This is a genomic window from Chryseobacterium sp. KMC2 (assembly GCF_016756935.1).
Taxonomy (GTDB): Bacteria; Bacteroidota; Bacteroidia; order Flavobacteriales; family Weeksellaceae; genus Chryseobacterium; species Chryseobacterium rhizosphaerae.
On record NZ_JAESIT010000002.1, the window covers coordinates 1 to 24,748 of the forward strand.

Annotated in this window: 24 protein-coding genes and 1 pseudogene; 19 read left to right on the forward strand and 6 right to left on the reverse strand. The window is 35.3% G+C overall.

Annotated elements, in window-relative coordinates; all coding sequences use genetic code 11:
* From JML65_RS02415 to JML65_RS02480, 14 genes are all read left to right on the forward strand, one after another.
* A partial coding sequence (locus tag JML65_RS02415) for a hypothetical protein (protein WP_202269796.1) occupies window positions 1-336 on the forward strand: 336 nt, incomplete at its 5' end.
* Between the two features lie 476 nt (window positions 337-812).
* The gene (locus JML65_RS02420; protein ID WP_202269797.1) at window positions 813-1,268 is read left to right on the forward strand and encodes a hypothetical protein; all 456 of its coding nucleotides are present in this window, start codon (window positions 813-815) and stop codon (window positions 1,266-1,268) included.
* 272 nt (window positions 1,269-1,540) lie between these two features.
* The gene (locus JML65_RS02425) at window positions 1,541-2,065 is read left to right on the forward strand and encodes a hypothetical protein (protein ID WP_202269798.1); all 525 of its coding nucleotides are present in this window, start codon (window positions 1,541-1,543) and stop codon (window positions 2,063-2,065) included.
* Window positions 2,066-2,148: 83 nt separating this feature from the next.
* Window positions 2,149-2,778: a hypothetical protein gene (locus tag JML65_RS02430; protein ID WP_237390767.1), complete on the forward strand. Its 630-nt coding sequence runs from the start codon at window positions 2,149-2,151 to the stop codon at window positions 2,776-2,778.
* Window positions 2,779-2,847: 69 nt separating this feature from the next.
* A complete protein-coding gene (locus tag JML65_RS02435) occupies window positions 2,848-3,180 on the forward strand; it encodes a hypothetical protein (RefSeq protein ID WP_202269800.1) in 333 nt (110 codons plus the stop codon).
* Between the two features lie 306 nt (window positions 3,181-3,486).
* Entirely contained in the window at window positions 3,487-3,627 is a 141-nt protein-coding gene (locus JML65_RS02440) for a bacteriocin-like protein (protein WP_153816321.1), read from the forward strand.
* Window positions 3,628-4,010: 383 nt separating this feature from the next.
* Entirely contained in the window at window positions 4,011-5,438 is a 1,428-nt protein-coding gene (gene purB, locus JML65_RS02445) for an adenylosuccinate lyase (RefSeq protein ID WP_047486165.1), read from the forward strand.
* A 47-nt stretch (window positions 5,439-5,485) separates the two neighbouring features.
* Complete coding sequence (locus JML65_RS02450; protein WP_202269801.1) at window positions 5,486-6,457, forward strand: WG repeat-containing protein; 972 nt, start codon at window positions 5,486-5,488, stop codon at window positions 6,455-6,457.
* A gap of 183 nt (window positions 6,458-6,640) precedes the next feature.
* A complete protein-coding gene (locus tag JML65_RS02455) occupies window positions 6,641-10,336 on the forward strand; it encodes a phosphoribosylformylglycinamidine synthase (RefSeq protein ID WP_202269802.1) in 3,696 nt (1,231 codons plus the stop codon).
* Window positions 10,317-10,730 carry a ribonuclease inhibitor gene (locus JML65_RS02460; protein WP_202269803.1) on the forward strand — a complete coding sequence of 138 codons (414 nt, stop codon included), beginning with the start codon at window positions 10,317-10,319 and terminating at the stop codon, window positions 10,728-10,730. Before JML65_RS02455 ends, JML65_RS02460 begins: the two co-directional genes overlap by 20 nt.
* 292 nt (window positions 10,731-11,022) lie before the next feature.
* Window positions 11,023-11,652, forward strand: a complete 630-nt coding sequence (locus tag JML65_RS02465; RefSeq protein WP_202269804.1) for an SGNH/GDSL hydrolase family protein — start codon at window positions 11,023-11,025, stop codon at window positions 11,650-11,652.
* Complete coding sequence (locus tag JML65_RS02470) at window positions 11,652-11,984, forward strand: gamma-glutamylcyclotransferase family protein (RefSeq protein WP_047486160.1); 333 nt, start codon at window positions 11,652-11,654, stop codon at window positions 11,982-11,984. The genes JML65_RS02465 and JML65_RS02470 overlap by 1 nt, the downstream gene beginning before the upstream one ends.
* 66 nt (window positions 11,985-12,050) lie before the next feature.
* Window positions 12,051-12,236: a bacteriocin-like protein gene (locus tag JML65_RS02475; protein WP_202269805.1), complete on the forward strand. Its 186-nt coding sequence runs from the start codon at window positions 12,051-12,053 to the stop codon at window positions 12,234-12,236.
* A gap of 425 nt (window positions 12,237-12,661) precedes the next feature.
* Window positions 12,662-13,120, forward strand: a complete 459-nt coding sequence (locus JML65_RS02480) for a GyrI-like domain-containing protein (RefSeq protein WP_202269806.1) — start codon at window positions 12,662-12,664, stop codon at window positions 13,118-13,120.
* Between the two features lie 42 nt (window positions 13,121-13,162).
* On the opposite strand, the gene JML65_RS02485 is transcribed toward JML65_RS02480, so the two are convergent.
* The gene (locus tag JML65_RS02485; RefSeq protein ID WP_202269807.1) at window positions 13,163-13,519 is read right to left on the reverse strand and encodes a diacylglycerol kinase family protein; all 357 of its coding nucleotides are present in this window, start codon (window positions 13,517-13,519) and stop codon (window positions 13,163-13,165) included.
* 317 nt (window positions 13,520-13,836) lie between these two features.
* Between JML65_RS02485 and dnaN the strand changes: the two genes are divergently transcribed.
* The 5 genes from dnaN (at window position 13,837) to JML65_RS02510 (ending at window position 20,373) form a co-directional block, all read left to right on the forward strand.
* Entirely contained in the window at window positions 13,837-14,967 is a 1,131-nt protein-coding gene (gene dnaN / locus JML65_RS02490; protein WP_047486155.1) for a DNA polymerase III subunit beta, read from the forward strand.
* A gap of 498 nt (window positions 14,968-15,465) precedes the next feature.
* Window positions 15,466-16,296: an AraC family transcriptional regulator gene (locus JML65_RS02495; protein WP_202269808.1), complete on the forward strand. Its 831-nt coding sequence runs from the start codon at window positions 15,466-15,468 to the stop codon at window positions 16,294-16,296.
* Window positions 16,297-16,361: 65 nt separating this feature from the next.
* Window positions 16,362-16,997 (forward strand): DUF417 family protein, encoded by a 636-nt coding sequence (locus tag JML65_RS02500; RefSeq protein WP_202269809.1) that lies wholly within the window; start codon window positions 16,362-16,364, stop codon window positions 16,995-16,997.
* A gap of 251 nt (window positions 16,998-17,248) precedes the next feature.
* Window positions 17,249-19,651, forward strand: coding sequence for a phenylalanine--tRNA ligase subunit beta (pheT, locus tag JML65_RS02505; protein ID WP_202269810.1), 2,403 nt, complete (start codon window positions 17,249-17,251; stop codon window positions 19,649-19,651).
* A 311-nt stretch (window positions 19,652-19,962) separates the two neighbouring features.
* A complete protein-coding gene (locus JML65_RS02510) occupies window positions 19,963-20,373 on the forward strand; it encodes an META domain-containing protein (protein ID WP_047486152.1) in 411 nt (136 codons plus the stop codon).
* 49 nt (window positions 20,374-20,422) lie between these two features.
* Here the strand turns inward: JML65_RS02510 and JML65_RS02515 are convergent, their stop codons facing one another.
* From JML65_RS02515 to JML65_RS02535, 5 genes and pseudogenes are all read right to left on the reverse strand, one after another.
* The gene (locus JML65_RS02515) at window positions 20,423-20,662 is read right to left on the reverse strand and encodes a hypothetical protein (protein ID WP_002977986.1); all 240 of its coding nucleotides are present in this window, start codon (window positions 20,660-20,662) and stop codon (window positions 20,423-20,425) included.
* A 51-nt stretch (window positions 20,663-20,713) separates the two neighbouring features.
* The gene (locus JML65_RS02520) at window positions 20,714-21,604 is read right to left on the reverse strand and encodes a 3-hydroxybutyryl-CoA dehydrogenase (protein ID WP_174772389.1); all 891 of its coding nucleotides are present in this window, start codon (window positions 21,602-21,604) and stop codon (window positions 20,714-20,716) included.
* 9 nt (window positions 21,605-21,613) lie between these two features.
* The gene (locus JML65_RS02525) at window positions 21,614-22,021 is read right to left on the reverse strand and encodes a hypothetical protein (protein ID WP_202269811.1); all 408 of its coding nucleotides are present in this window, start codon (window positions 22,019-22,021) and stop codon (window positions 21,614-21,616) included.
* 32 nt (window positions 22,022-22,053) lie between these two features.
* Window positions 22,054-22,825: pseudogene (gene bla-A / locus JML65_RS02530) on the reverse strand (CGA/CIA family class A beta-lactamase).
* Between the two features lie 174 nt (window positions 22,826-22,999).
* Complete coding sequence (locus JML65_RS02535) at window positions 23,000-24,730, reverse strand: cellulase family glycosylhydrolase (protein ID WP_202269812.1); 1,731 nt, start codon at window positions 24,728-24,730, stop codon at window positions 23,000-23,002.
* Window positions 24,731-24,748 lie beyond the last annotated feature (18 nt).

The window sequence follows — 24,748 nt, forward strand, 5'->3', positions numbered from 1 at the left end:
AAAGACAATGATTTACAATCTTATAATAATCTAATTTATGATTCTGAAAATTATCCTGGAGTAACCGCTTCAGAATTGTTTTTTTTGAACAAACATTATAATGAAATCAACTCTAAAAAAGATTTGTTAAAAAACATTAAAATAAAAGATACTACAGATGTTTTTATTCCAAGTGTTAAAATGAAATATGTTCAGTATATTATAGTTAAAGAAAATGATCCTGATAATTTGAAAAAGGATCTTATCATAACTTTGATGTTTAATAAACCTAACGGACTTAATAAAATATATAATCCTGGGGTTTTAGAAAACCATATTGGTTGGGATAAGCAATAAGAAAAGCCAACTAATCGGTGTCCGATTTTGCGGATTTGTAATCCATGAGCAAAAACACAAAAAACCACCGCAATTGTGGTGGGGGACTTTTATAATGCTGCAATATTTTTAAATTTTAGAGCCTGAATAAACCTACGCTGCTGAACGAATCCCTTTGTGTGGCATTTTTTTATTAACAATTAGTTATACTATACCAGTATAAGGATCATTTGGAAAATAACCAACAATTATTATCCTTTTGGGTTAAATCATATCAGGGTAGGCGGACTTAGTGAGTCTAGTTTTGGAGGATATTATAGTTAGAAGTACAATGGAAAGGAATTGCAAGAAGCGGGAATGTATAATTACGGTGTAAGTTTTTACATGTCCCCGCTGGCGCTAGCTTCTAGCTGGTGTTCTATAAATAAACCAAAAACCACTGCAGCTAAATAGCAGTGGTTTTTATTATCTTAACTTGAAAAATATTATTATTATTTATGTACACAGAAATAGAACAACAAACATTAGATATAGATTGGTTTTTTACAGATGGTAAGTATATAGGGTTTACAGCGTCAGGAGCCGGAAAATTACCTGAATCAGTTGCTAGGTCATCAGAAAATAATGAGACACTAGTGTCATATTTTAGAAATCTACCAGAAATGTCAGAGGTAATAGTGAACGCAAAACTAAATGATTTATTGATCGAAATATTTAGAACAGGTCCTGATGAAAGATATTTACAAGATTTTGTTTCTATGACTAAAAAAGGATTTTATTGTTTTGATAAAACTAATTTAAATAATTTTCTTGACTATGATTATCATTTAGTAACAAGTCCGGTGAATCCTTTGACTATAGATGATTTGCCTCAGGATATATTAAATATTATTATACAAACTAAATATCCAGAGGGTATGAACAATGTTATAAATATTGGTGCAATAAACTAATTGCCTATGCTTGATCAATGGAAAAATTGAATTCACTTAGGTGATTATGTTTCTAAAGAAAAAGATAACTTAACACTTTTAGTTGAAAGAAATAATAAAAAGTACTATTTACATTTTAATCGTAAGAATTTTAATGGTGCTCCTCCACCGTGTCCGTGCAAAAAATTAAGTAAGAATTGAATAGATGAATCTATTGTCAGTATTAAAGATCACATCTTTTTTATATTTAAATAGGGGAAAGGCAGAGATTTAAGAATTATTGTTTAGAGATTATGAAAGAAAAACTAGTATTAATTTTTATATGTATACTAACGCTTTTTTTATGTAAAGCACAGGAAAATGCCACTAAAAACACTTCAATAATGCCATTTATTGAAACTTACATTGATGCTAAAAATAAGGAACATACCGTAGATGCGAAACAAAATATATTAATCGTAGGAGCTCATAAAGTAGAAAATGAAAAGGAATATTGGGTTTATATCTATTTTATAAATCCAGAGATAATGGTTGGTTTTCAATATTCGAAGGTTTATTTAATAAGAGGGTATAAAATAATAATAGATGAATTTTTAAATAAATCTTTTTTAGAAGCTCTCTTTAAAGATTTACAGCGGCTACCCATGCAGGATTTTAATTTGGGCAAATATCAATATACTTATAATCCTAATATGTGGAGAATTGTTTTTAATAATAAAAATGAAGTGATACTACTATCACCTCAGGACAAGGCAGAAACTATAAAAAGTATTTTGGAAAAGAAAGGAGTTAAATTTTCAAAAGATTATCAGGAGTAATATTATATAACAAATATTAGAGGCTATCTTTGAAGTAGCCTCCAATTATAATAACTGTATTAAGGATCATCTTCGAAATGCATATGAAATTGGAATACAAGAATATTACAGTCAAATCGAATGGAAAAAATATTTATACTGAAGGATTATCTCTTTGTATTGGTAAGGAATTAAGATTAGCTATTCAGAATCAACAGACAAATGATTATTTAGATGTTATCAAATATATTATTGATTATATTGTTGAGAATAAACCTACTATTTCTGAAAATCAGAATATAGGATATTATTCTTGGTTATTGCAATTTCGACTAGATGAACAAAATTATTACGACCTGTACGAAGCAAATTCTGACGGTAGCGGCTTTAATAAAGGTTGTGATACAGCAATTTCAATTGTTAGGCAACAAGAGGAAATATGTTGGCAACAAAATCTTATTCCTCTTTTTCCAGATTTCAATCAATCAGTTGTTATATCAGATGGAGTTTATGAAGGAAAAGATATCGAAGGAATTAGATATGATTCACCTCAGGATGAGAGTGGGTGGTATCTAATTACAGATGATTATAATGACGATATTAAGTCATTAAAAATGGTACATTTTTATCACGTTGCTTTTTCACGTCCTGATATTTTGAAATATCTAGCTTTGCCATTTGGACGTAGATTTTTAATGGAAAATGGAAATGTCAAAATATATAAAGATGAATAACGAACAAAAATATACAGAAAGCAAACATAAATTATTTGTGATAGGCTTTTTTACATTTATATGGAAGGAATGAATGATTTAATAATAAATAATTTATATAATATTAGGAACTATCTAGATCAGGTGGTTTCCTACATTGGCCAGATTAAAGATCAAAAAGATATTTTAGACTCTTTTGTTCAAACCAGAGAACATTTATATGATATTTATAATGACCGATTGGATTTTAGTATTTATCAGGGTAATTATTTTGAAGGATTAGCTGAAACGGTAAAAAGAATGAAATATTCTGATTTACAAAATGTAAAATTATCAGTCATTGATGGGGATAAAAAAAGTTGTTCTATTTTTAGTAGTGAAGATTACAGTATTATTTTGGGAATAATTTTTTATGACAATTAAGATCAATAGAAAAGTCAAAGTAATAGTATTCTTTATGGTGAGAAAAAACAAACAACCTGAAAATGCAAAGGACATATTTAAAATAATAAACTATGTTAACTCTAAAAAAGGTTGACGAGTTTAATCACTCAAGCTTCGGTTTCAAGGTAAAGTATAAATAATGTCACCAAGTGCATTTTAATTTGTAAATAATGTGAAATGAATGGATTATGTTTTTGTATTTGAAAAATATGTATATTGGGAGTACCAAATTAAAGCGTAATCCGAAAAGCATATAGAGTAGGAGAAAAATCAAAAATTAAGACTATGAAAAATCTAAGAAAACTTTCAAAAAGAGAATTGAAAACAGTTCAGGGAGGAATCCCTATGTGTCTGCCAGGATACTTTTGGTGTTCATTTGTAAAAAAATGTATCTCAGTAGGATCACCATGTGGACTTATTGATTAATTTGATTCATGAAAATAAGGTAAAGAACGGGGCTGTCTCAGAAATGGACAGCCTATTTTATGTCCTATCCACTAATCGACTTAGGAACCAGGAGCGTTAAGAAAATTTGACTGTAATCCGTTAAAAAATTTCCACTGAGCATGGGTTATAATATAGAACCGAAGCAGAATCGTATGATCCATGCGGGTTTGGAAATTTTAGGAGTACAATCAAATTTTTAGCGGATGATTCCCGTCTTGAATTTTTGTATACTTTTGCTTCAAGGCAAAAGTATAAATGGAATCCTTTATCTTATTCGGAATATGGTTTAAAAATCATAAAAACAGGATTTTCATCTCTCACTGAAAAACCGTATTTTTGTACATCTAAAAGTAAAAGAAAGAATGAATTCCTACAAAAATCCATTGGAAGAGCGCTATTCCAGTGAAGAAATGTTGTTTAATTTCTCACATAACAATAAATTCCGTACCTGGAGAAAGCTTTGGATCGCTTTAGCTGAGATTGAAAAAGACCTTGGTCTTGAGATCACAGATGAGCAGATTGCAGAGTTGAAAGCGAATGCTGAAAATATCGATTATGATAAAGCAGCAGAATACGAAAAGAAATTCCGTCATGATGTAATGGCTCACGTTCACACCTATGGTGATGTGGCGCCTTCAGCAAAGGGAATTATCCATTTGGGAGCTACTTCAGCTTTTGTAGGAGATAATACAGACTTAATTCAGATCCGTGACGGACTTTTGATCTTAAAGAAAAAGTTAGTGAACGTCATGAAAAACTTAGCAGACTTTGCTATTCAGTATAAAGACCTTCCAACATTAGGATTCACACACTTCCAGCCGGCTCAGTTAACGACAGTTGGAAAAAGAGCAACCCTTTGGTTACAGAGTTTGGTTCTTGATATTGAAGAACTTGATTTCTTCCTTGAAACACTTCGTTTCAGAGGGGTAAAAGGAACTACAGGAACTGCTGCAAGTTTCCTTGAGTTATTCAATGGTGATTATTCCAAAGTAAAACACTTAGATAAAGAACTTTCAAAAAGATTCGGTTTTGAGAAAGTTTTTGGTGTTTCAGGACAGACCTATGACAGAAAAATTGATGCTAAAGTAGTGGCTTTATTAGGTAACATCGCTCAGTCTGCCCATAAATTCACTAATGACTTACGTTTACTTCAGAATCTTAAGGAAATTGAAGAGCCATTTGAGAAAAACCAGATCGGTTCATCAGCCATGGCATACAAACGTAACCCGATGAGAAGCGAAAGAATCGGAGCTTTGTCAAAGTATGTAATGTCTTTGACTACAAGTTCTGCCATGGTAGCTTCTACACAATGGTTTGAAAGAACACTGGATGATTCTGCAAACAAGAGATTAACCATTCCACAGGCGTTCTTAGCAGTAGATGCTATTCTACTGATCTGGAACAATATTATGAACGGAATCGTAGTCTATCCAAACAGAATCAATAAACATATCGAAGAGGAACTTCCTTTCATGGCAACAGAATATATTATCATGGAAGAAGTGAAAGCTGGGGGTGACCGTCAGGAGATCCACGAGGTAATCAGAGTTCATTCTATGGAAGCTTCGAAGAAAGTGAAAGAAGAAGGAAAAGAAAATGACCTTATTGAAAGAATCTTAAACGATGATTCTTTAAAATTAGATAAATCAAAATTAAAAGAAGTTTTAGATCCTAAGAACTTTGTCGGTTTTGCGCCGATTCAGACGGTAGAATTCATTCAAAATGAAGTTCAGCCGATTCTGGACCAAAATAAAGACTTAATAGGATTGGAGGCTGATCTTAAAGTATAAAGCAGTATGCAGCCTTTCGGGCTGCATATTTTTTTCCCGCCCGTTATATGAAAAAACTACTACTGACCATTTTACTGACACCCATGATTACTTTTTCTCAGGAAAAGGAAGTCTTACGGTATTTTAAATCCAAAGATTCCCTGGTTGGAGTGAAAGATAAAGCAGGGAGAATAATAGTTCCTGCACAGTTCAAAGTCTTTTCCTACCTTAAAGATGGAGATCCCGTAGAAGGAGAAACCATTTTTTTTGATGGGAATAAAGAAGGCGAAAAACCGGAGAAAAATGCTTGGGGAAATGTATATGACAGAAATGGTACATTCCTTTACAAACCTTTCCTTTATGATAATGGAGCGGATTATTTCTCTGAGGGACTAAGAAGATTGGTTAAAAATGGTAAAGTAGGATTTGCAGACCGTAACGGTAAGATTATTATTGAAGCTGAGCATGATTTTGTATCACCTTTTAATTACGGATATGCTGCATTTTGTGACGGCTGCGATTGGGAGAAAACAAATGACGAACACAGGTCTATTGTAGGTGGTAAATGGGGAGTGATGAATATCAAAGGACAAACCGTTCAGTCATTGGCAAACCCAACAGCTCAGGATGTTGAAATAGATGGGAAATATTATCCGAACCCATTTCAATACAATGAAAAAGAGAAGGGTATCCTTCAGTTTTTTGAAAAACGGGAGAAAAAACTTTCAGATCTTTATTATGTGAATTTTTACAATAAACTGTCTGAAAATGAAAAGAATCTGTTTTTTGAAATTGTAGAAAGACCAAAAGAAAACTTTCCGTATTATCAGGTAAATACCTATAATCACAGAAAGAAGGACTTGGATATGCTTTATCGTTTCAAGTTTCTGGTCTCAGAAGATGGAAAAACATTTTATGGGATAGAGGATTTTAATGAAAAGAAGATTCCTTTTGAAAACTGGTTGAAAGCAGAAATAAAAAGCGCAGAAGAATTTCAGAAAGAACATAAGGATAATCCGAATAAATTTATAAACAAATAAATTGGAAATTCCAGGGCTCAAATTTGAAGAAGATAGCCTTATTCCTTTAAATTTGTACGGAATAATGGTTGAAGGAAAAATCTCTTTCAAAATTTTCCAATATAGACGGATTTAAAGAAAAAAACTTTAAATTCTGAAAAAGTAAAAAAGAAAAATAAATCTAATATTAAAATCTGGCATCTAATGTCTAATAACAAAAGAATTTTCGTAGAAAAGAGAGGAATTTTCGATGTGGAAAGTCCAAAAATTTTTGATGAAGTAAAAGCGGTTGTTCCGGCGGTTCAAAGCGTGAAAGTATACAATGTGTATGATATTTTCGGTTTGAATGACGGAGAATTTGAAAAAGTAGTGAATAATACTTTTGTAGACCCTGTTACTGATATTTTACACACAGAAAACCCTGCAAAATCGATTCACTTTGGAATGGAGTTTTTACCGGGCCAGTATGATCAGAGAGCAGATTCTGCCCAACAGTGTATTGCATTATTGACAGAAAATGAAAAATCAAAAGTAAGAAGTGGTAAACTGATCGAGTTTGAAGGAGTTTCTGAAGCTGATCTGGTGAAGATCAAAGACCTTTTGATCAATAAAGTAGAATCTCAGGAAAAAGATCTGTCTATATTGGATATCCCTGCAGATGAAATACCGTCAAAAGTTTTAATCCACGAAAATTTTATCAATTTTAATGATGCTGAGCTTGAAAGTTTCTATAACAATCATGGTTTTGCACTGGGATTAGATGACTTGAAATTTATTCAGGATTATTTTAAGACAGAACAGAGAAATCCTACAGAAACTGAATTGAAAGTTTTAGACACCTATTGGAGTGACCACTGCCGTCACACTACGTTTGAAACAGAATTGTCAGACATTCAGTTTGAAGGCCAGTTCAAACATACATTGGAAACTATTTTCAATGACTATATCGAAAAAAGAAAATTCTTAGGCCGTGAGCTGAAGCCAATCTCTTTAATGGATCTGGCAACAGTATGCGGTAAATATTTCCATAAAACAGGTAACCTGGATAACCTGGTGATCTCCGATGAGATTAATGCATGTACCATCCAGATTGAAGCCGAATACGACGGTAAAAAAGAACCATGGTATTTGCTGTTCAAAAATGAAACCCATAACCACCCAACAGAGATTGAGCCTTTTGGAGGAGCTTCTACGTGTTTGGGAGGAGCAATCAGAGACCCATTGTCCGGAAGATCTTTTGTATTCCAGGCGATGAGACTGACGGGAGCTGCCGATGTTTTAGAACCGGTAGATAAAACGTTACCAGGGAAATTGCCTCAAAAAACTATTACAAAACAGGCTGCTAACGGATATTCATCATACGGGAACCAGATTGGTTTAGCAACTACCATGGTTTCAGAAATCTATGATGAAGGCTATAAAGCAAAAAGAATGGAAGTTGGTTTCGTTACCGGAGCCGTTCCTGTAGACTGGGTAAGACGTGAAAAACCTGCCAATGGAGATTCTATCATCATTTTAGGAGGTGCAACAGGTCGTGACGGTGTTGGTGGTGCCAGTGGAAGCTCAAAAGAGCAGGATGAAACCTCTATTCACACGATGAGCTCTGAAGTTCAGAAAGGAAATGCTGTTGAAGAACGTAAAATCCAGAGATTATTCAGAAATCAGGAAGTGACAAAGCTGATCAAAAAGTCAAATGACTTTGGAGCAGGAGGAGTTTCCGTGGCTATCGGTGAAATTGCAGACTCTTTAGAGGTGAACCTGGATGTATTACCTTTAAAATATGAAGGATTAAACGGGACAGAACTTGCCATTTCCGAATCTCAGGAAAGAATGGCTGTTGTAGTAGATCCAAAAGATAAAGAACAGTTCATTAAATTCTGTGAAGCGGAAAATATTGTTGCTGTAGAAGTGGCAAAAGTGACCGATTCAGGAAGAATGCAGATGTTCTGGAAAGGAGATAAAATTGTGGACCTTTCAAGAGAATTCCTTGATACCAATGGATGTTCAAAATCTCAGGAGGTGAAAATTAATCACCTTGAAGAAGTAAAAGAAGAAACTAAGGCTTTCACAGAAGAGAACTTCCTGAATACCTTAAAAGATAAAAACGTAGCCTCTCAAAAAGGATTACTGGAAATGTTTGACTCTTCAGTGGGAGGAACTACAGTAGCAATGCCTTTAGGAGGAAAATATCAGCAGACTTTAATGGAAGGAAGTGTTCAGACACTGCCTGTTTTAGGAGCGAAAGATATTAAAACCGTTTCTCTGGCAAGCTGGGGATTTGATGCTGAAATTTCAAAACAAAACTCATTATTGGGAGCATCTTATGCTGTAGTAGAAAGTGTTGCAAAGATTGTGGCTATGGGTGGAGATTATAAGAATATCAGACTTAGTTTCCAGGAATATTTTGAAAAATTAGGGCAAAGCCCTGAAAAGTGGGGGAAACCTTTAGCTTCCCTGTTGGGAGCCTATGACGCTCAGATCAACCTTGGTTTAGCGGCTATCGGAGGGAAAGATTCCATGAGTGGAACCTATCAGGATCTGAATGTTCCGCCTACATTGATCTCTTTTGCTTGTGCTAATGGAGAAAAACAGAATATCATCTCTCCTGAATTGAAAAATGCAGGAAATAAACTGTATTTCTTCAACCATATTCCACAGGAAAGCGGTCTTCCGGACTATAACAGCTTAAAAGAAGTTTTTGAATTTATTTTTGAAAATATCAAAGCCGGGAAAATTGTTTCTGTAAAAACGGTGAAAGAAGGAGGTATCGCAGTAGCTTTAGCAAAAATGAGCTTCGGAAACAGATTGGGTGCTGAAATCAATGCAGATGAAAATGCATTATTAGCAAAAAATATCGGTAGCCTGATCATTGAAGCAAAAGAAGAGCTAAGCTCAGCAACTCTTCAATTGATTGGAGAAGTAAAAGATTCCGGAACGTTAAAGATTAATAATCTTGAATCTGACATCCTGGGTCTTGTGTCTGCTTATACCAATACTTTCGAAAACCTTTTCCCGACTGTAGAAAAAGAAAAAATAACGGTTGAAATAGATGAGCAGTCAAACTCAGTCAACCCAAGAAATATTATCATTAAAAAACACGGAATCGCTCAGCCGAAAGTGTTTGCTCCGGTATTCCCTGGAACCAACTGTGAATATGACACGTTGAATGCATTCCAGAAAGAAGGAGCTGTTGTGAGCAGTTTACCACTGATCAATATCAATCACCAATTGTTGGAAGAAAGTATTGATGCATGGGTGGAAGAGATCAGAACATCACAGATTTTAGCATTCTCAGGAGGGTTCTCCGCAGGTGACGAGCCTGATGGTTCTGCAAAATTCATTGTAAACGTTTTAAAGAACGAGAAGATGAAAAATGCGGTTCATGAATTACTAGACAGAGACGGGATGATCATCGGGATCTGTAACGGATTCCAGGCTTTGGTTAAATCAGGATTGTTACCATATGGAAGAATCAAAGATCTTGATGAAAACTCTCCGACACTGGCTCATAATGCCATCAGAAGACACATTTCTCAGATGGTAACTGTGAAAGTGGTGAATGACGAAAGCCCATGGTTAAAAGGAATGAAAGATCAGGTCTTTACTATTCCTATTTCTCACGGTGAAGGTCGTTTCATGGCTTCAGAAGAAGAAATCAAGAAGCTTTATGAAAACGGACAGGTAGCAACCCAGTACATAGATTTTGATGGAAACATCGCCCATGGTATGCCATTTAACCCTAATAATTCATTATTCGGAATTGAAGGAGTTACCAGCCCATGTGGAAAGATCTACGGAAGAATGGGACACCCGGAACGTTTTACCGATGGCCTCATGAAAAACATACCAACAGCGAATTATCACAATATATTCAAAAACGGTGTTGAATACTTCAAATAACAATACAAGAAAAATGATCGTCATCAATGGCGGTCATTTTTCGTCTTTAGCAGGTTTCTATGAAGAAGTCTCAGGTATTCTGATGAGAGGTGCCGATTGGAAAGTAGGAACGCTTGATGGGTTTAATGATATCCTGTATGGTGGTTTTGGAGTATTTGAATATCGTGAAGAAATAGAAATCGTTTGGAAAGAATCAGAAAAATCAAAAGAAGACCTGGGCCTGAAAGCAACTCAGGAATTTTACGAAAATAAAATCAGACAGGGAAAGCCTTTTAATATAGAATTGATGCAGCAGAAACTGGAGGATTTGATCGCCGGAAGTGGGCAGACGTTATTTGAAATTTTGGTGGAAATTATAGAGTCGCATGGGGATATTACGTTGAGGTTAGATTGATGAGTTGAGAGTTGAGGGTGGGGAAATGATTGATGGTCTGAATTTTACCTTTAGCTTAATAGAATTAGCAGGTTGATTCTATCTTTGTTTCTTAAAGTTTACGGAATGTATACTAAAGCTTTACGTTAAAAAACAGCGTGATTTTTAAACCATTAAGAACTGTGACATTCTTAAGATTACACAATCTGTAATAAAAAAATATCCTGCAGATTTGTCGGATTCGGCAGATTTTATCTTACTTTGAAAAATATTTGAAAAGCTTCTAAGAAGCAAAACCAAAAGAATTAACTGAATGAAGAAAATAGTGTATGGACTGTTCTTTGGGGACAGTATAACATATGGAGAATATGATGGTGTTTTTGGAGGCTGGGTAGATATTTTAAAGAGATATGCCCTGCAAAAATTCCATGAAGGAAACGGTGATGAACTGATTTTATTCAATTTAGGAATCGGTGGCGAAACTACAGAAGGTTTATTGAAGAGAATGCCTGTAGAATTAAGTGCAAGAAATTCAGCTGATGGAAATCTGGTTTTCCTAAGTTACGGAGCTAATGACCTTGCCATAAAAGAAGGAATACAGGTCCTAGAGCCTGAAAAATTCAAAAATAATATCATAGCAGCGGTCCAACAGGCGAAACAGTTTTCCAACGATATATATCTGGTAAGTATTCTTCCGGTTTCTCAAAAAATAGATGGAGTGGTCGTAGGATCAGGAAAGTTGAGAACCAATAGGGAAGTGGTTGCATACAATGAGATACTGAAAGATATTGCAGCAGAATATTCCCTGGGGTATATTGATTTTTATGCCGCATTGTTTGATGATAAAGAAGTCCTGCTTTCTGCAGACGGAGTTCATCCCAATGAAAAAGGCTACGGAATGATGGCCGAAATTGCAATTCCAGTTATTGAAAAATACTTATAATGCCTCATTTATTTTCTTACGGAACCCTGCAGAAAGAGCAGGTGCAGCTTGAAACATTCGGACGGATTTTACAGGGAGAAAAAGATATACTTTCCGGATATACACTGGGGATGATTGAAATTACAGATCCTGAGGTAGTACGTAAAAGCGGAGAACAATTTCATCCTGTTTTAGCCCCTTCCGGAAATAAAGAAGACTGTGTAGAAGGAATACTTTTTGAAGTTACAGAAGAAGAAATCCTTCAGGCAGATGAATATGAAGTAGATGATTATAAAAGAATAGAAACCGTTTTCAGATCAGGAAAGAAAGGATTTATTTATGTAGGAAAATAAAACGGTCTACATTTATCCATAATGAGTGAATTTTTTTAGTAGTTTTAAGCTGCAAAAAAAATTACTATGAAAAATTTTAAAAAAATTAAAAGACAGGAGTTAAAAACTGTAAAAGGAGGAGGAAAACCATCTCTGATTATTTATCCAAAAGATGAAAACGGAAACTGCAGCACTTCACCATATTACTACTATTGTTCAAAATATGATGGCTGTATGACAGGTGAATCATGGGATTACTATTGTACTTTATAAGATAAAAATAATCTAATGAACAGAACGTTTCTGAAAAGTATTTGATTTTCAGAAACGTTTTTTGTTTAAAAATCAATATCATCCATAGAAACGGGCTTCAACCCATTTTTTAAATTAATCCATCGTCATCTGACTTTAGCCAAAACCTAAAAAATACAGCTTGCAGATTACAAATATTTTTGAAATCTGAGGTAGAGCATATATGAGTATGAGACCATAGATAAGTTTGAATAATCTATCAAAAACCGATATGATCTATTCATTTAATTAAGATATTTATTCAATAGAAACGGGCTTCAGCCCGTTTTTTTAAGTAACCCATCTCCATTGGCTTTAGCCAAAACTTAAAATATCCAATCCCTGCTGACATACGGTTGTCATAATCCAACATTATCTTTGATGGACAATAAAAAAATAGTGAAGAGATGAACAATGTACAAACAGAGCCTTACCAGGTTATCGGTATTGCAGTAAGAACTACCAATGAAAATAACCAGGCTGCTACAGATATCGGGGCATTATGGGGAAAGTTTATGAATGAAGGTATTCTGGAGGCTATTCCAAACAAAATGGATACTACGGTTTATTCAATCTATACAGATTACGAAAAAGACCATACAAAGCCTTATACCACACTTCTTGGATGCAGGGTGAACAATCTGGATCATATTCCTGAGGGAATGGTTGGGTATTCTTTTGACGGAGGAAATTATGTGAAATTTACAGTGAGGGGAGATCTTACAAAAAACCTTGTCATCAATCAATGGTTGAAAATCTGGGAAATGGATCTGGGAAGAATTTTTACTGCAGATTTTGAGGTATATGGAGAAAAGGCACAAAATCCATCAGATGCAGAAGTGGATATTTTTATTGCTGTACAATAAAAGCAGGTAAGGAAGCATTGGAATGAAAGAACGGGATATTTCTTAAGTAAAAATATATTTCCAATACACAAGTACCCCAACAATGGCTGAAGCTATAGCCAGCAATACAACAGCACCGGCAGCAATATCTTTAATAAAGCCAATTCTTTTATCAAAATCAGGTTGGATGATATCGCAGATCCTTTCAACGGCTGTATTGAAAATTTCAGCACTTAAAACAGCAAAAGAAAGGAAAATAACAATGGCCGCATCGGTGGCGGACAGGTGTAAATAAAAGATGAAAAATAGGTTGGCAAAAAAAGCCAGCAGCTCAATCTGAAAATTTCTCTCCGTTTTGATCATCAAAAAGACTCCATGGAAAGCATTCAGAAAACTTTTATGAAGAGGAGGCTTTTGCATGAGTTGTTACTTTTTTAACAAAGATAGGTTTTGTATTTTGATTGTTGCGGATAATCTGTTATATTTGAGAGTAGATAGTGGCAGTGTGAAAAAACAATTCGTAATAATGTGGGTTTCCCCGTTAATAGTGATGTTTTTAAAAGAATGTAGGGGACGGTACAGCTTGTGTTTTTGAAGCGGAAATAAATGCCGGCAGAAATCCATGCATAATGTAAGCTCTGAAAACAGAATGTTGATGTTTGTTAAAAACTCCTAGGGATTATTTTTTTCTTTGTTATATCTATTTATTATATTTGTAGAAACTTATTTTTAAATCTATGAAATTTATTATTTCAAGTGGTGAACTGCAGAAGGCTTTGCAAACTGTAAGTGGCGTAATATCAAGCTCTCAATCGAGACCTATTTTAGAAAATTATCTTTTTGAACTAGACGGAAATAATGTTACCATTACAGCATCTGATGGCGAGACAACTCTTGTTACTTCTTTAGACGTGAAGTCTGATGATACAGGTAAATTTGCTGTTCCTGCTAAAATTTTTCAGGATTTTATCAAGACATATGGCGAACAGCCTTTAACATTTGCCGTAAAGGACAATGCTGAAGGAACCGGAAGCCAGCTTGAGATTTTAGATGAAAAAGACAATTTTGCAGTAGCGTTAGACAATGCGGATGATTATCCGGAATTGCCGGAATTTGATGCTTCTCAGAATGTGACAATGCCAGCGGGAGTATTATCTGAAGCCCTTACCAATACACTTTTTGCAACAAGTAATGATTCCCTTCGTCCGGTAATGACGGGAGTTCTTTTCCAGTTTGGAGAAAATGAAACGAATTTCGTCTCTACAGATTCTCACAGATTGGTTGTGTATAAAAGAACAGACCTGGTGAATGCCGAGCCTATGGAATTCATCATGCCTAAAAAACCTTTGAACATTTTCAAAAATATCCTGGCAAGCTCTAATGAAGACGTTAAAATCGATTTCAATGAGAATATGGCCAAGTTTACTTTTGATAAACATATCTGGATCTGTAGACTGATCGACGGAAAGTATCCAAACTATACAGCGGTAATTCCAAAAGAAAATCCAAATGTACTGACGATCAACAGAAACCTTTTACTTGGAGCTATCAAAAGAGCATCTATCATGTCTAATAAATCGACCAATCAGGTAAGATTTAAACTTTCGGGAAACATCCTTCATCTTCATGCAGAAGATACGGAGTATGCAAACAAAGCAGATATGCAGATTCCTTGTGATTACAACGGGGAAGATATCAATATCGGGTTCAGTTCTAAGTTTTTAACTGAAATGCTGACAATTCTTGGTTCTGATGATGTTACTATGAAAATGTCTCAACCAAACAGACCAGGTATCATTGAACCTCTTGATGGTCTTGAAGAAAACGAAAATATCTTAATGTTATCAATGCCGGTAATCGGATTGTAAAACAAAGATTAAAATACTTTAATAAAAGCCGGGATTTTCCGGCTTTTGTTTTTTATGTACAGACAATTATCATAAGGAATATTCTAAAAAATGGTTTGGAAATGTTCAGCCTTGCTTTTTCAAAATAGTCCATTGGGTTATTAAAGCTTTACGTTTGATAAAACACTAATTACACAAATTCTTTACACAAAGATCACGAATATGATCATGAACGATCATGATCTAGGCTATCAGTAAAGCAACCGGACTGGAACACTGGCTTAAAAGAGTCAACAAAGTTGATTCCATCTTTGCCCCCTTCAAATATATCATTTGGCTATTAAATCTTTGCGTTTAAGAAAATACTAATTAGGGAAAAGTCACGGATTGAAATACAAAAATGATAAGTATAAAGCAGATCATGGTGAAAAAGATGGGAATCATTTATAGTAGAAACTTTATTTTTCCGAAGTTTGTACTGCTATTTCAACGATCAAACAGATATTTGACCCTTTAATTATGGAAGTAAAAATACAGTCATATCATACCTCCGGTTTCCCTGGAGAATTTTCCACTGAAAATTATACGGTTGTTTTATGGAAAGGTGCCGGTGTTTATGCTGTAGATGATATCAATTACTCCTATAAAGGCTATACTATTTTATTTCTTTCGCCCTACCTAAAACTGAAAATGGCTTCAGAATCCGATGAAGAGGTTTCTGTGCTTCTCTTTCATGGGGATTACTACTGTATAGAATATCATAAAGAAGAAGTGGCCTGTAATGGGCTTCTATTCAATAATATTTACCTGAATCCGGGGATAGAGCTGATGAAAGAGAACTATGAGTATATTCTGGAACTTTTTAATCATATTAAAAAAGAAAATTCTGAAAATCATCAGTTTTCAAAATCGATTATCAAAACATATATACAGCTTATTCTTGCCATCGGCAGCAAACAGAAAAATACAGTCAGCAACGGACCTGTTTCCAACGAAAAGCTCCCTAACAAAAATGCAGCAGCATTTCAGAAACTGCTGGAATCTTATTTCAGACATGAAAAGGAACTTTCATTTTACAGTGATCAACTCAATATTACCAACAATACGTTAAGCAAGGCTGTTAAGAAGGAATTTGCTAAAACACCCAGTCAGCTGATTAATGAAAGAATTATTCTGGAATCTAAAAAGCTTCTTCACCTGACCTATCGGTCTGTTAAGGAAATTGCTTCAGAACTGGGATTTACTGATGAGTTTTATTTCAGCAGGTACTTCAAAAAATCGGTAGGATGTTCACCCAAAAATTACAGGGAGAAAGTAGGGATCTCCATAGTGGCAAAAATGTCCATGTAATGTCCTCAAATATCTATTCCCGGGAGGTTTGTATCTGAATACTTTTGTAAGAAAAAGTAAATCATATGCAGAACAACAAATTATCCGCTTACTTATCAAAGCTGGACGCTTATTCTTTTAATTTTTTGAGAATTTCAATATTCATCGTGATGGCTTGGATTGGTGGGCTTAAGGCGTTCCAATACGAGGCAGACGGTATTGTTCCGTTTGTCGCCAACAGCCCTTTAATGAGTTTTTTCTATAAAAATGCAGGAAATAAAGTCCTTAATGAAGATCAAAAACCGGTTTCAGAATATACCTTGTATAAAAATCCGGAAGGGAAAACAGTACAGAAAAATATAGAATGGCATACGCAAAATGGGACTTACATATTCTCATATGGTCTGGGAACAATGATTGTAGTGATTGGGAGCTTGGTACTGCTTGGAATCTGGTTTCCTACAATAGGAGCCTGGGGTGGGGGACTGACCTTTCTGATGTCTTTGGTGACTCTTTCATTTTTAAGTACTACTCCTGAAGTCTATGTTCCTAATCTTGGCGGAGATTTTCCAACCCCTCAATACGGATTTCCTTATCTGTCGGGAGCAGGCCGTTTGGTACTGAAAGATATCATCATGATGGCAGCAGGACTTCTATTGTTTTCCAACAGTTTAAGAAAGGTGGTTAAAGCATCAGATGATAAGAACTCAATATTGGGATAGGGGCCTGAGAATCTTTTGACTAAAGTGAGACCTGACGCCTGAGCCGTTTCTTTAACCTGTGAAAGTGGAATTAACGAAAATTTATTATCTTAAAGTTGATTCTAAATTTCTGTATTTCTCAAAAAAACACGACATTTGTACGCTTAAAACTGTACGACTATAATCGTGCAAAATTCAAATAAATTTTTGAAAATATACTCAGATGAAACCATTAAGGGGGCACCTGACTTTAGAAAAAATAAAATTATCAGATGAAAATATCAAACAACTGGCTGAGAGACTTTGTGAAAACGGAATTGAAAACTGAAAGAATCGGTGAGTTTCTTACAGATATAGGTCTTGAAGTTGAAGGGATAGATAAATTTGAAAGTGTAAAAGGCAGTCTGGAAGGAATTGTTGTAGGGAAAGTGTTAACCTGCGAAAAACATCCGAATGCTGATAAACTAAACAAAACTACAGTAGATGTAGGAAACGGAAAAGTATTGAACATTGTTTGTGGGGCTCCTAATGTAGCAGCAGGACAAACAGTGCCGGTAGCTGTAGTAGGGACTAAAATCTATGATAAAACCGGAAACTTTTTTGAAATCAAAGAAGCAAAGATCAGAGGAGAGGTTTCTCAGGGGATGATCTGTGCAGAAGATGAGCTTGGCCTTAGCGAAGATCACGGAGGGATCATGGTGTTGGATGAAACAAAATATGAAGTAGGGAAGAACTTTGCAGATTATTTTGAGCTTGCTAATGATGAAGTTTTCGAAATCGGTTTAACACCGAACAGAACGGATGCCATGTCTCACTACGGGGTGGCAAGAGATCTTCATGCTTATCTTTCTACAAATCAGTTGAAATCTCAGTTTAATAAAGTTGCTTCTGAAGCTTTAAATAACGAAGGGACAAATGATTTCAGTCTGATCATTGAGGATGCAGAATTATGTCCAAGATATATCGGAGCGGTAATTGAAGATGTAAAAGTAGAAGAATCTCCGGCTTGGTTAAAAGACAGATTAAAAGCCATCGGATTAAGCCCGATCAATAATGTTGTAGATATTACAAATTATATTCTTCATGGATATGGGCAGCCGCTTCACGCATTTGATGCCGATAAAATTGCCGATAAAAAGGTGAAAGTAGGAGTGGTAAAAGAAGGAACAAAATTCACCACATTAGATGGAGTGGAAAGAACCCTGAACGGTACCGAAATCATGATCAAAGATGGTAAAGACACCCCTATGTGTATTGCCGGTGTTTTTGGTGGTGCTACTTCAGGAGTATCTGATGCTACCAAAACCATATTCCTTGAAAGTGCATATTTCAACCCAATTGCGGTAAGAAAAGGTGCAAAACTACACAGTTTAAATACCGATGCTTCTTTCAGATTTGAAAGAGGAGTAGACCCTAATATTACAAGAACAGCAATCACTCATGCCATAAAATTAATTCAGGAATTAGCAGGAGGAAAATTAGCAGGTGATTTGTTGGAAGAATATCCTAAGAAAATTGAGGACAGCTATGTGATCCTGAGATTCTCTAAAATTGAACAGATTTTAGGAACAAAAATACACAGGGAGAAAGTAAAAGAAATCTTAAAAGCGTTGGAAATTCAGGTTTTAAATGAAATTCCTAATGGTTTCGAAATCTCAGTACCTGCTTACAGAGCTGATGTGACCAGAGAGATTGACGTTATTGAAGAGATTTTAAGAATCTATGGATATAATAAAATTGATGCTCCGCAAAAAATTTCGTTCACACCTGTTAAATTAAGTGCAAACGATCAGGATGAGCTGGAAAACAGCTGGGCAAGAACTTTACAGAGCCTAGGTTTCAACGAAGTAATGAACAATTCATTGACTTCTGTAAAAGATGAAACTGATGCTGTAAAGCTGTTGAATCCTTTAAGCGGTGATTTGGCATTCATGAGAAAGTCCCTATTGGAAGGGCTTCTTGAAAATGCTGTTTACAACATCAATAGAAAAAATCAGGATATTAAGTTCTTTGAATTCGGAAAGATCTACCATAAAAAAGATAAATACGAAGAGAGAAAGCAATTGGCAATCCTGGTAACGGGAAGAGATGTTGCAGAAAACTGGTTACAGCCTAAATCTGCCGTAAGTTTCTATAACCTTAAGGCATATGTAAAAGTTTTATTGGAAAGACTTGCAGTCAACTATAAAGAAATACCTTTAACTGATGAAAGATTCTCTGATGCTTTAGCATATGAAGCAGATGGTAAAACTTTAGTAAGAATTGGAAAAGTAGCACCTGCATTGTTGAAAGATTCTGATATCGATCAGGAGTGTTTCTATGCTGAAATTGAACTGGAGTGGGCTCAGGAATTACGTTCCAAGAATGAGCTGAAGTTCAAAGATATTCCAAAATTCAATAAGATCAGAAGAGACCTTGCTTTACTGATTGACAAGCATGTAAACTATGAGGATTTATACCAGACAGCAAGAAAGAATAAGTCTCCGTTTATTAAAGGGATTAATCTATTCGATGTTTATGAAGGTAAAAACCTTCCGGAAGGTAAAAAATCCTATGCAATGAGTTTTGAGCTTTTAAACGAAGCAAAAACACTGGAAGAAAAAGAAATTGCAGAAGTAATGGATTCTTTAATCAAATCTTTCCAGAAGGAATTCAATGCTGAACTGAGATCTTAATCGCAAAAAACGATATTTGATATAAAACAGAAACGGACTTTTTAAAGTCCGTTTTTTGTTTTACCCGATTCTCTGGGAGACTTATAAATATTTCCTTCCCGCTTTATCCCTGAGCCTTGTCATTCTCCAGAAATCTTAACCGTATTGGGGTATGAAGAATGGCTTTGATTTTTTGGTAATAGCCAATACTATTGGAGCTACAATATCCCGGAAAATATCTCAGATATCAACTGTTAATGAATAATAAAATTAACCATATCCCGTTTAAATAATATAAAATCCGTAAATTTGATTAATTCAAAAAGAAAAAAATGAAAAATCTTTTTTTAAGTATATGTACAGCAGCAGTATTGGCATCATGTGGAACCATGACCAGCCCTTCCGCTTCTAAAGTAGGAAAAGCCCAGCCGGCTCTTGCCAATACAAAATGGACATTGGCTGATAATGTAAAAGGTAAAATTCCAACACTGAATATTGAAGGAGAAAAGATCACAGGGAATGCAGGTTGTAATAACTATTTTGGAACAGCTACAGTAGATCCGTCTTCAGGAGGTTTCACTGCAGGCCAGATGGGATCTACAAAAATGATGTGTGCCAACATTAGCGTGGAGCAGAACTTTATGGATATGATGGCAAAAGCAAACAAATATGTAATTTCAGGGAATACCTTAGAATTGTATAAAGACAATCTTTTATTATTGAAATTCAATAAAACGGAATAAAAAAACAAAAGGAACTCAATTGAGTTCCTTTTTTATGTTTAGATTGTTATTAATCTTCCTCTTCTTCGTCGTACTTAGCCAACTCTTCATCGCACCATTTGAATGCTGCTTCTACCACTTTCGTAGCCTCGTCTGCCATAGTTTCTTCATCGTCACCCTCAAGATCATCTAACCACTCAACTTCTTCTTCCTCAACGTTTAAGATAAATCTTGGATATTCTGTGTGAACTACGAATAAATCTTCTGGAAATTCCGAATTATCTGCTAATAAAAACTTTGGTAATTTCATTTTTTTAATGTTTTAACTGGTTCAAAGATAAATAAAATTATTGACTTAAAATTATTTCAAAAACATTTTTGAAACTTTTTCGGCTTTTTTACTTTCAGAATAATCGTAGAAGCCTTCCCCTGATTTTACGCCCAGTTTCCCTGCTGTTACCATGTTTACAAGCAATGGGTTTGGAGCGTATTTAGGATTTTTGAAACCATCATACATGACATTCAGGATCGCAAGGCATACATCAAGCCCGATGAAGTCTGCCAATTGAAGTGGACCCATAGGATGTGCCATACCTAATTTCATTACCGTATCGATTTCTTCTACTCCGGCTACTCCGTTGTAAAGAGTTTCAATAGACTCATTAATCATAGGCATCAAAATTCTGTTGGCTACAAAACCAGGATAGTCATTCACCTCCACAGGAACTTTACCTAACGATTTACTCATTTCATAGATCGCATCAAAGGTTTCTTTAGAGGTAGAATATCCTTTAATGATCTCTACCAGTTTCATAATAGGAACCGGGTTCATAAAGTGCATTCCAATAACTTTATCAGCTCTCTTGGTAGCTGCTGCAATTTTAGTGATGGAAATGGAAGAGGTGTTGGTAGCCAGGATACAGCCTGCAGGAGCCAGCTCATCCATCTGACCAAAGATCTTTAATTTCAGATCAAGGTTTTCAGTAGCCGCTTCTACCACAAGGTCAGCTGCTCCTACCGCATCATTAAGTGCTGTAAAAGTACTGATGTTTCCTAATGTTTCCGCTTTTTGCTCCTCAGTAAGGTTTCCCTTTGCAATTATTCTGTCAAGATTCGTAGTAATGGTTTTTAATCCTCTGTCTAAAGCTTCCTGAGATACATCTACCAGGTTTACTTTAAAACCGCTTTGTGCGAAAGTATGTGCAATACCATTCCCCATGGTTCCTGCTCCTATAACTACAATGTTTTTGATCATTTTCCTTTATTTTTTATAGATAGTTAGATTTTTAGTATTGATGTCTTGTTGCTTTACTGTGATTTCTGAATTAAAATTTACAAGACCATTGCTTTTTTGTTCCCTTCTGTTGTTTTGATTGGAAACGGTAGCCATAAGGCCTCTTATAAGACGGCTCTTTTGGTTGACACTAAGGTAATCGGTACCTACGTACACATTAAATTCACCTTCTCTTCCCATACCACTCTGTATCAATATTTCCAGAGATTTTATCTGATTTTTTTTCTTAAACTCTTTGAGATAGCTGATGACAGGTTTCTCGGAAGGTGGGCCACAGCAGACACTCGCATAGCCGATTTGCAGATAGTTTTGATTCTTTTGAGAATAAAAGAATGTGAAACAAGATAGGGCTGCTGTTAGTATTATTTTTTTCATGTTAAATTGACTCTAAAAATAAGCTTAAAATTTTATTTATTAAAATAATCCCAAACCTCCTTTGAAATGTCCGAGATCATTTTGCAGTTTACGGCATCTGTTTCCATTGAATTACTGACAAATACAGCAATTGCGTAATGTTTTCCATTGGGCAAAGTGATGATTCCAATTTCGTTTTCAGCACCGGTTAAGCCGTCTTTATTTTTTCCGGAAGCTCCCGTTTTCCTGGCTACAGGAGTGTTTTTGGGAAGCTGTTCAACCATTTTGTTTAATCCGGTTGAAGTCGAAAGCATCACCTTCATCAGATAATCCGTAGATTTTTTTGATAATAGTTTTCCGTCATAAAATTTTTTCAGAACATCCACTGCCGAATTGGGAGTACTGTAATTTTCGTACTGAACATTCCAGTTCTGATGCATTTCCGCTTCGTTATACTTGATCTGGAAACCCTTTATCCCTTTAGAATCCATGAATTTTTGAACAGTTTGGGGGCCGCCCAATAATTTTCAACATGATATCACAGCCATTATTATCACTTCTGGCCACTGTAAGCTCAAGAATTTCACTTAAAGGAACTTCAATATTCCCATTAGGGTATTTATCGCGAAGTGGAGACCACGTGTCTTCCAGTAAATTTGATGAATCCAGCAAAACTTTCTGATTCAGCGAAAGCTTCCCCTGATCTACAAAATTCAAAATAGCTGCTGCGATGTGAAATTTGAAAACACTCTGCATCGGAAATTTTTGATCTCCATATTTACTATACCTGAATTTATTGTCAAAATCAAGAACAGAAACTCCCACCGTGGCATTTTTACCTTGGGTGACAGTGTTTATTTTTTGTTCCAATATTGATTTTTGTGCTGATATAAATGCCGAAATAAAGAGAAAAATAAATGCTATTTTTTTCATAATAATAGAATTAAAAAGATCCCTTTTAAAAAACTAAAAGGGATCTGCAATTTAAGATAATTATTGCTATTTTATTTCAAAATAATTGAGATTGGCGCCACCGTTTTCGAAGAATATCCTGATTTTGTTTTCTCCTTTCTGAAGGCGGATATTTTTTACAGATACTGTTTTCCAGTTTTCTTTTCCTCCACTGGAATCTAAAGGCACAGAAGCCAGTAGCTTTCCTGAAGCGGTTTCAATTTTTATGTTGGAATTGCTCTCAGCAGCATATCGGATGCTAAAAGTATAATTTTTGTCAGCTTTTGATGCAACTGTATACTGAAGCCATTCTCCGGATTCTGTTTTACCTACATAATACTGATTTGTGATCGCATCAGTACACTTATAGAGATCTACACCATCATTTCTCATCTGCTGGCCGGAATTCCATTCTGATCTTTTGGCTGGATCACTTACCCAGAGATTGATAAAGTCCTTATCCAGATAAGCAGCTCCCATTCTTCCCAAATCATAATCTGAAGCGAAAATTCTTCCCGGAATCAGGTGATTCTTAAACGGTTTTGTAGATGGATCGGTTACCTGTCTGAACATGGCATCAATGACATCATTTTTAATTTCGGTATTGCTCAACTTATAATTCTCGGCAATCTGCATTAATGCCTTTTTAGCATAGTCTTTAGAAGGTTTTTCACCTCCGTTTTTCCAATACTCCAATAGTTTTTCATATTCAGGAGTGGTTTTCACATTGGTGATTCCTGCAATATTATCTATCTTTTTCATGGGCCAGAAGGCATATCCGATATTATGTTTGTCCAAAAGCTGGATCAGTTCTGTAAACCAGACATTTGAATTTTCGCCGGTTTCCCCAAGCCAGATCGGCATATTGTATTTTTCTCTAAGATCTAAAGCAAATTTCAACGTTTGGTCATCATTATAGTTCCAGTACTTATGAAAGCTGAAAACCATATTGTCATCCCAGATGGGTGTCAATCCGTTATAATTGTTGCCCCAGCCATTTCCTTCAATAAAAATAATATGTTTCTTATCTACTTCCCGGATGGCAGTGGTGATATCTTTCTGCAGCTTCCAAAGCGGAGCGTTTGACATTTCGTCTGTTCCATTGGGATTTTTCCCCGTAAAGTTAATATTAGGCTCATTGATCAGATCGTAGCCCCCAATCCAGGGACTGTCCTTATACCGGTCAGCGAGTTTTTTCCAGAGAGCAATAGTTTTCTTCTGGTTTTCTTCATTTTCCCAAAGAGAGGGTTTGGATTTATCATTATCAGAAATATTGACATCGTTCCCCTGACCTCCAGGTGCCGCATGAAGATCAAGAATCAGGTATATCTTATTGGCTGCACACCATTGAAGAAGATCATCTGTCATTTTAAAACCCTCTTCCAGCCATGTATTTTTGCCTTTTACAGATTCTTTTTCAATAGGAAGTGTATACAGATTATAGTGCATCGGAAGACGTATCGAATTGAAACCTGCCTTTGCTAAAAAATCGATATCCTGCTTAGTAATTCCATTTTTCCAATAGGCTTTATAGAATTCATTCATCCCATCCTCGCCAATGAGTTCGGCAATTTTTTCCTTTATTTTGTATTGAGGACCTGCAAAATCAGCTGTTTTCAGCATATAACCTTCCTGAAGCATCCAGCCACCAGGGCCCAGCCCCCTCAGCTGAATATTTTCACCTTTATCATTAACGATTTTCTGCCCTGAGGTTTTTAATAATTGCGATGTCCCAAATTGAGACAATAATAAGGCGGAGAATAGAATGTTTTTTTTCATAGTAGTTTTTGATTTTAA

Bases quoted from the DNA above. Each gene is read 5' to 3' on its own strand.
- JML65_RS02420 (WP_202269797.1), top strand. From the start codon at position 813: ATGTACACAGAAATAGAACAACAAACATTAGATATAGATTGGTTTTTT.
- JML65_RS02425 (WP_202269798.1), top strand. From the start codon at position 1,541: ATGAAAGAAAAACTAGTATTAATTTTTATATGTATACTAACGCTTTTT.
- JML65_RS02430 (WP_237390767.1), top strand. From the start codon at position 2,149: ATGAAATTGGAATACAAGAATATTACAGTCAAATCGAATGGAAAAAAT.
- JML65_RS02435 (WP_202269800.1), top strand. From the start codon at position 2,848: ATGAATGATTTAATAATAAATAATTTATATAATATTAGGAACTATCTA.
- JML65_RS02440 (WP_153816321.1), top strand. From the start codon at position 3,487: ATGAAAAATCTAAGAAAACTTTCAAAAAGAGAATTGAAAACAGTTCAG.
- purB (WP_047486165.1), top strand. From the start codon at position 4,011: ATGAATTCCTACAAAAATCCATTGGAAGAGCGCTATTCCAGTGAAGAA.
- JML65_RS02450 (WP_202269801.1), top strand. From the start codon at position 5,486: ATGAAAAAACTACTACTGACCATTTTACTGACACCCATGATTACTTTT.
- JML65_RS02455 (WP_202269802.1), top strand. From the start codon at position 6,641: ATGTCTAATAACAAAAGAATTTTCGTAGAAAAGAGAGGAATTTTCGAT.
- JML65_RS02465 (WP_202269804.1), top strand. From the start codon at position 11,023: ATGAAGAAAATAGTGTATGGACTGTTCTTTGGGGACAGTATAACATAT.
- JML65_RS02470 (WP_047486160.1), top strand. From the start codon at position 11,652: ATGCCTCATTTATTTTCTTACGGAACCCTGCAGAAAGAGCAGGTGCAG.
- JML65_RS02475 (WP_202269805.1), top strand. From the start codon at position 12,051: ATGAAAAATTTTAAAAAAATTAAAAGACAGGAGTTAAAAACTGTAAAA.
- JML65_RS02480 (WP_202269806.1), top strand. From the start codon at position 12,662: ATGAACAATGTACAAACAGAGCCTTACCAGGTTATCGGTATTGCAGTA.
- JML65_RS02485 (WP_202269807.1), bottom strand. From the start codon at position 13,519: ATGCAAAAGCCTCCTCTTCATAAAAGTTTTCTGAATGCTTTCCATGGA.
- dnaN (WP_047486155.1), top strand. From the start codon at position 13,837: ATGAAATTTATTATTTCAAGTGGTGAACTGCAGAAGGCTTTGCAAACT.
- JML65_RS02495 (WP_202269808.1), top strand. From the start codon at position 15,466: ATGGAAGTAAAAATACAGTCATATCATACCTCCGGTTTCCCTGGAGAA.
- JML65_RS02500 (WP_202269809.1), top strand. From the start codon at position 16,362: ATGCAGAACAACAAATTATCCGCTTACTTATCAAAGCTGGACGCTTAT.
- pheT (WP_202269810.1), top strand. From the start codon at position 17,249: ATGAAAATATCAAACAACTGGCTGAGAGACTTTGTGAAAACGGAATTG.
- JML65_RS02510 (WP_047486152.1), top strand. From the start codon at position 19,963: ATGAAAAATCTTTTTTTAAGTATATGTACAGCAGCAGTATTGGCATCA.
- JML65_RS02515 (WP_002977986.1), bottom strand. From the start codon at position 20,662: ATGAAATTACCAAAGTTTTTATTAGCAGATAATTCGGAATTTCCAGAA.
- JML65_RS02525 (WP_202269811.1), bottom strand. From the start codon at position 22,021: ATGAAAAAAATAATACTAACAGCAGCCCTATCTTGTTTCACATTCTTT.
- JML65_RS02535 (WP_202269812.1), bottom strand. From the start codon at position 24,730: ATGAAAAAAAACATTCTATTCTCCGCCTTATTATTGTCTCAATTTGGG.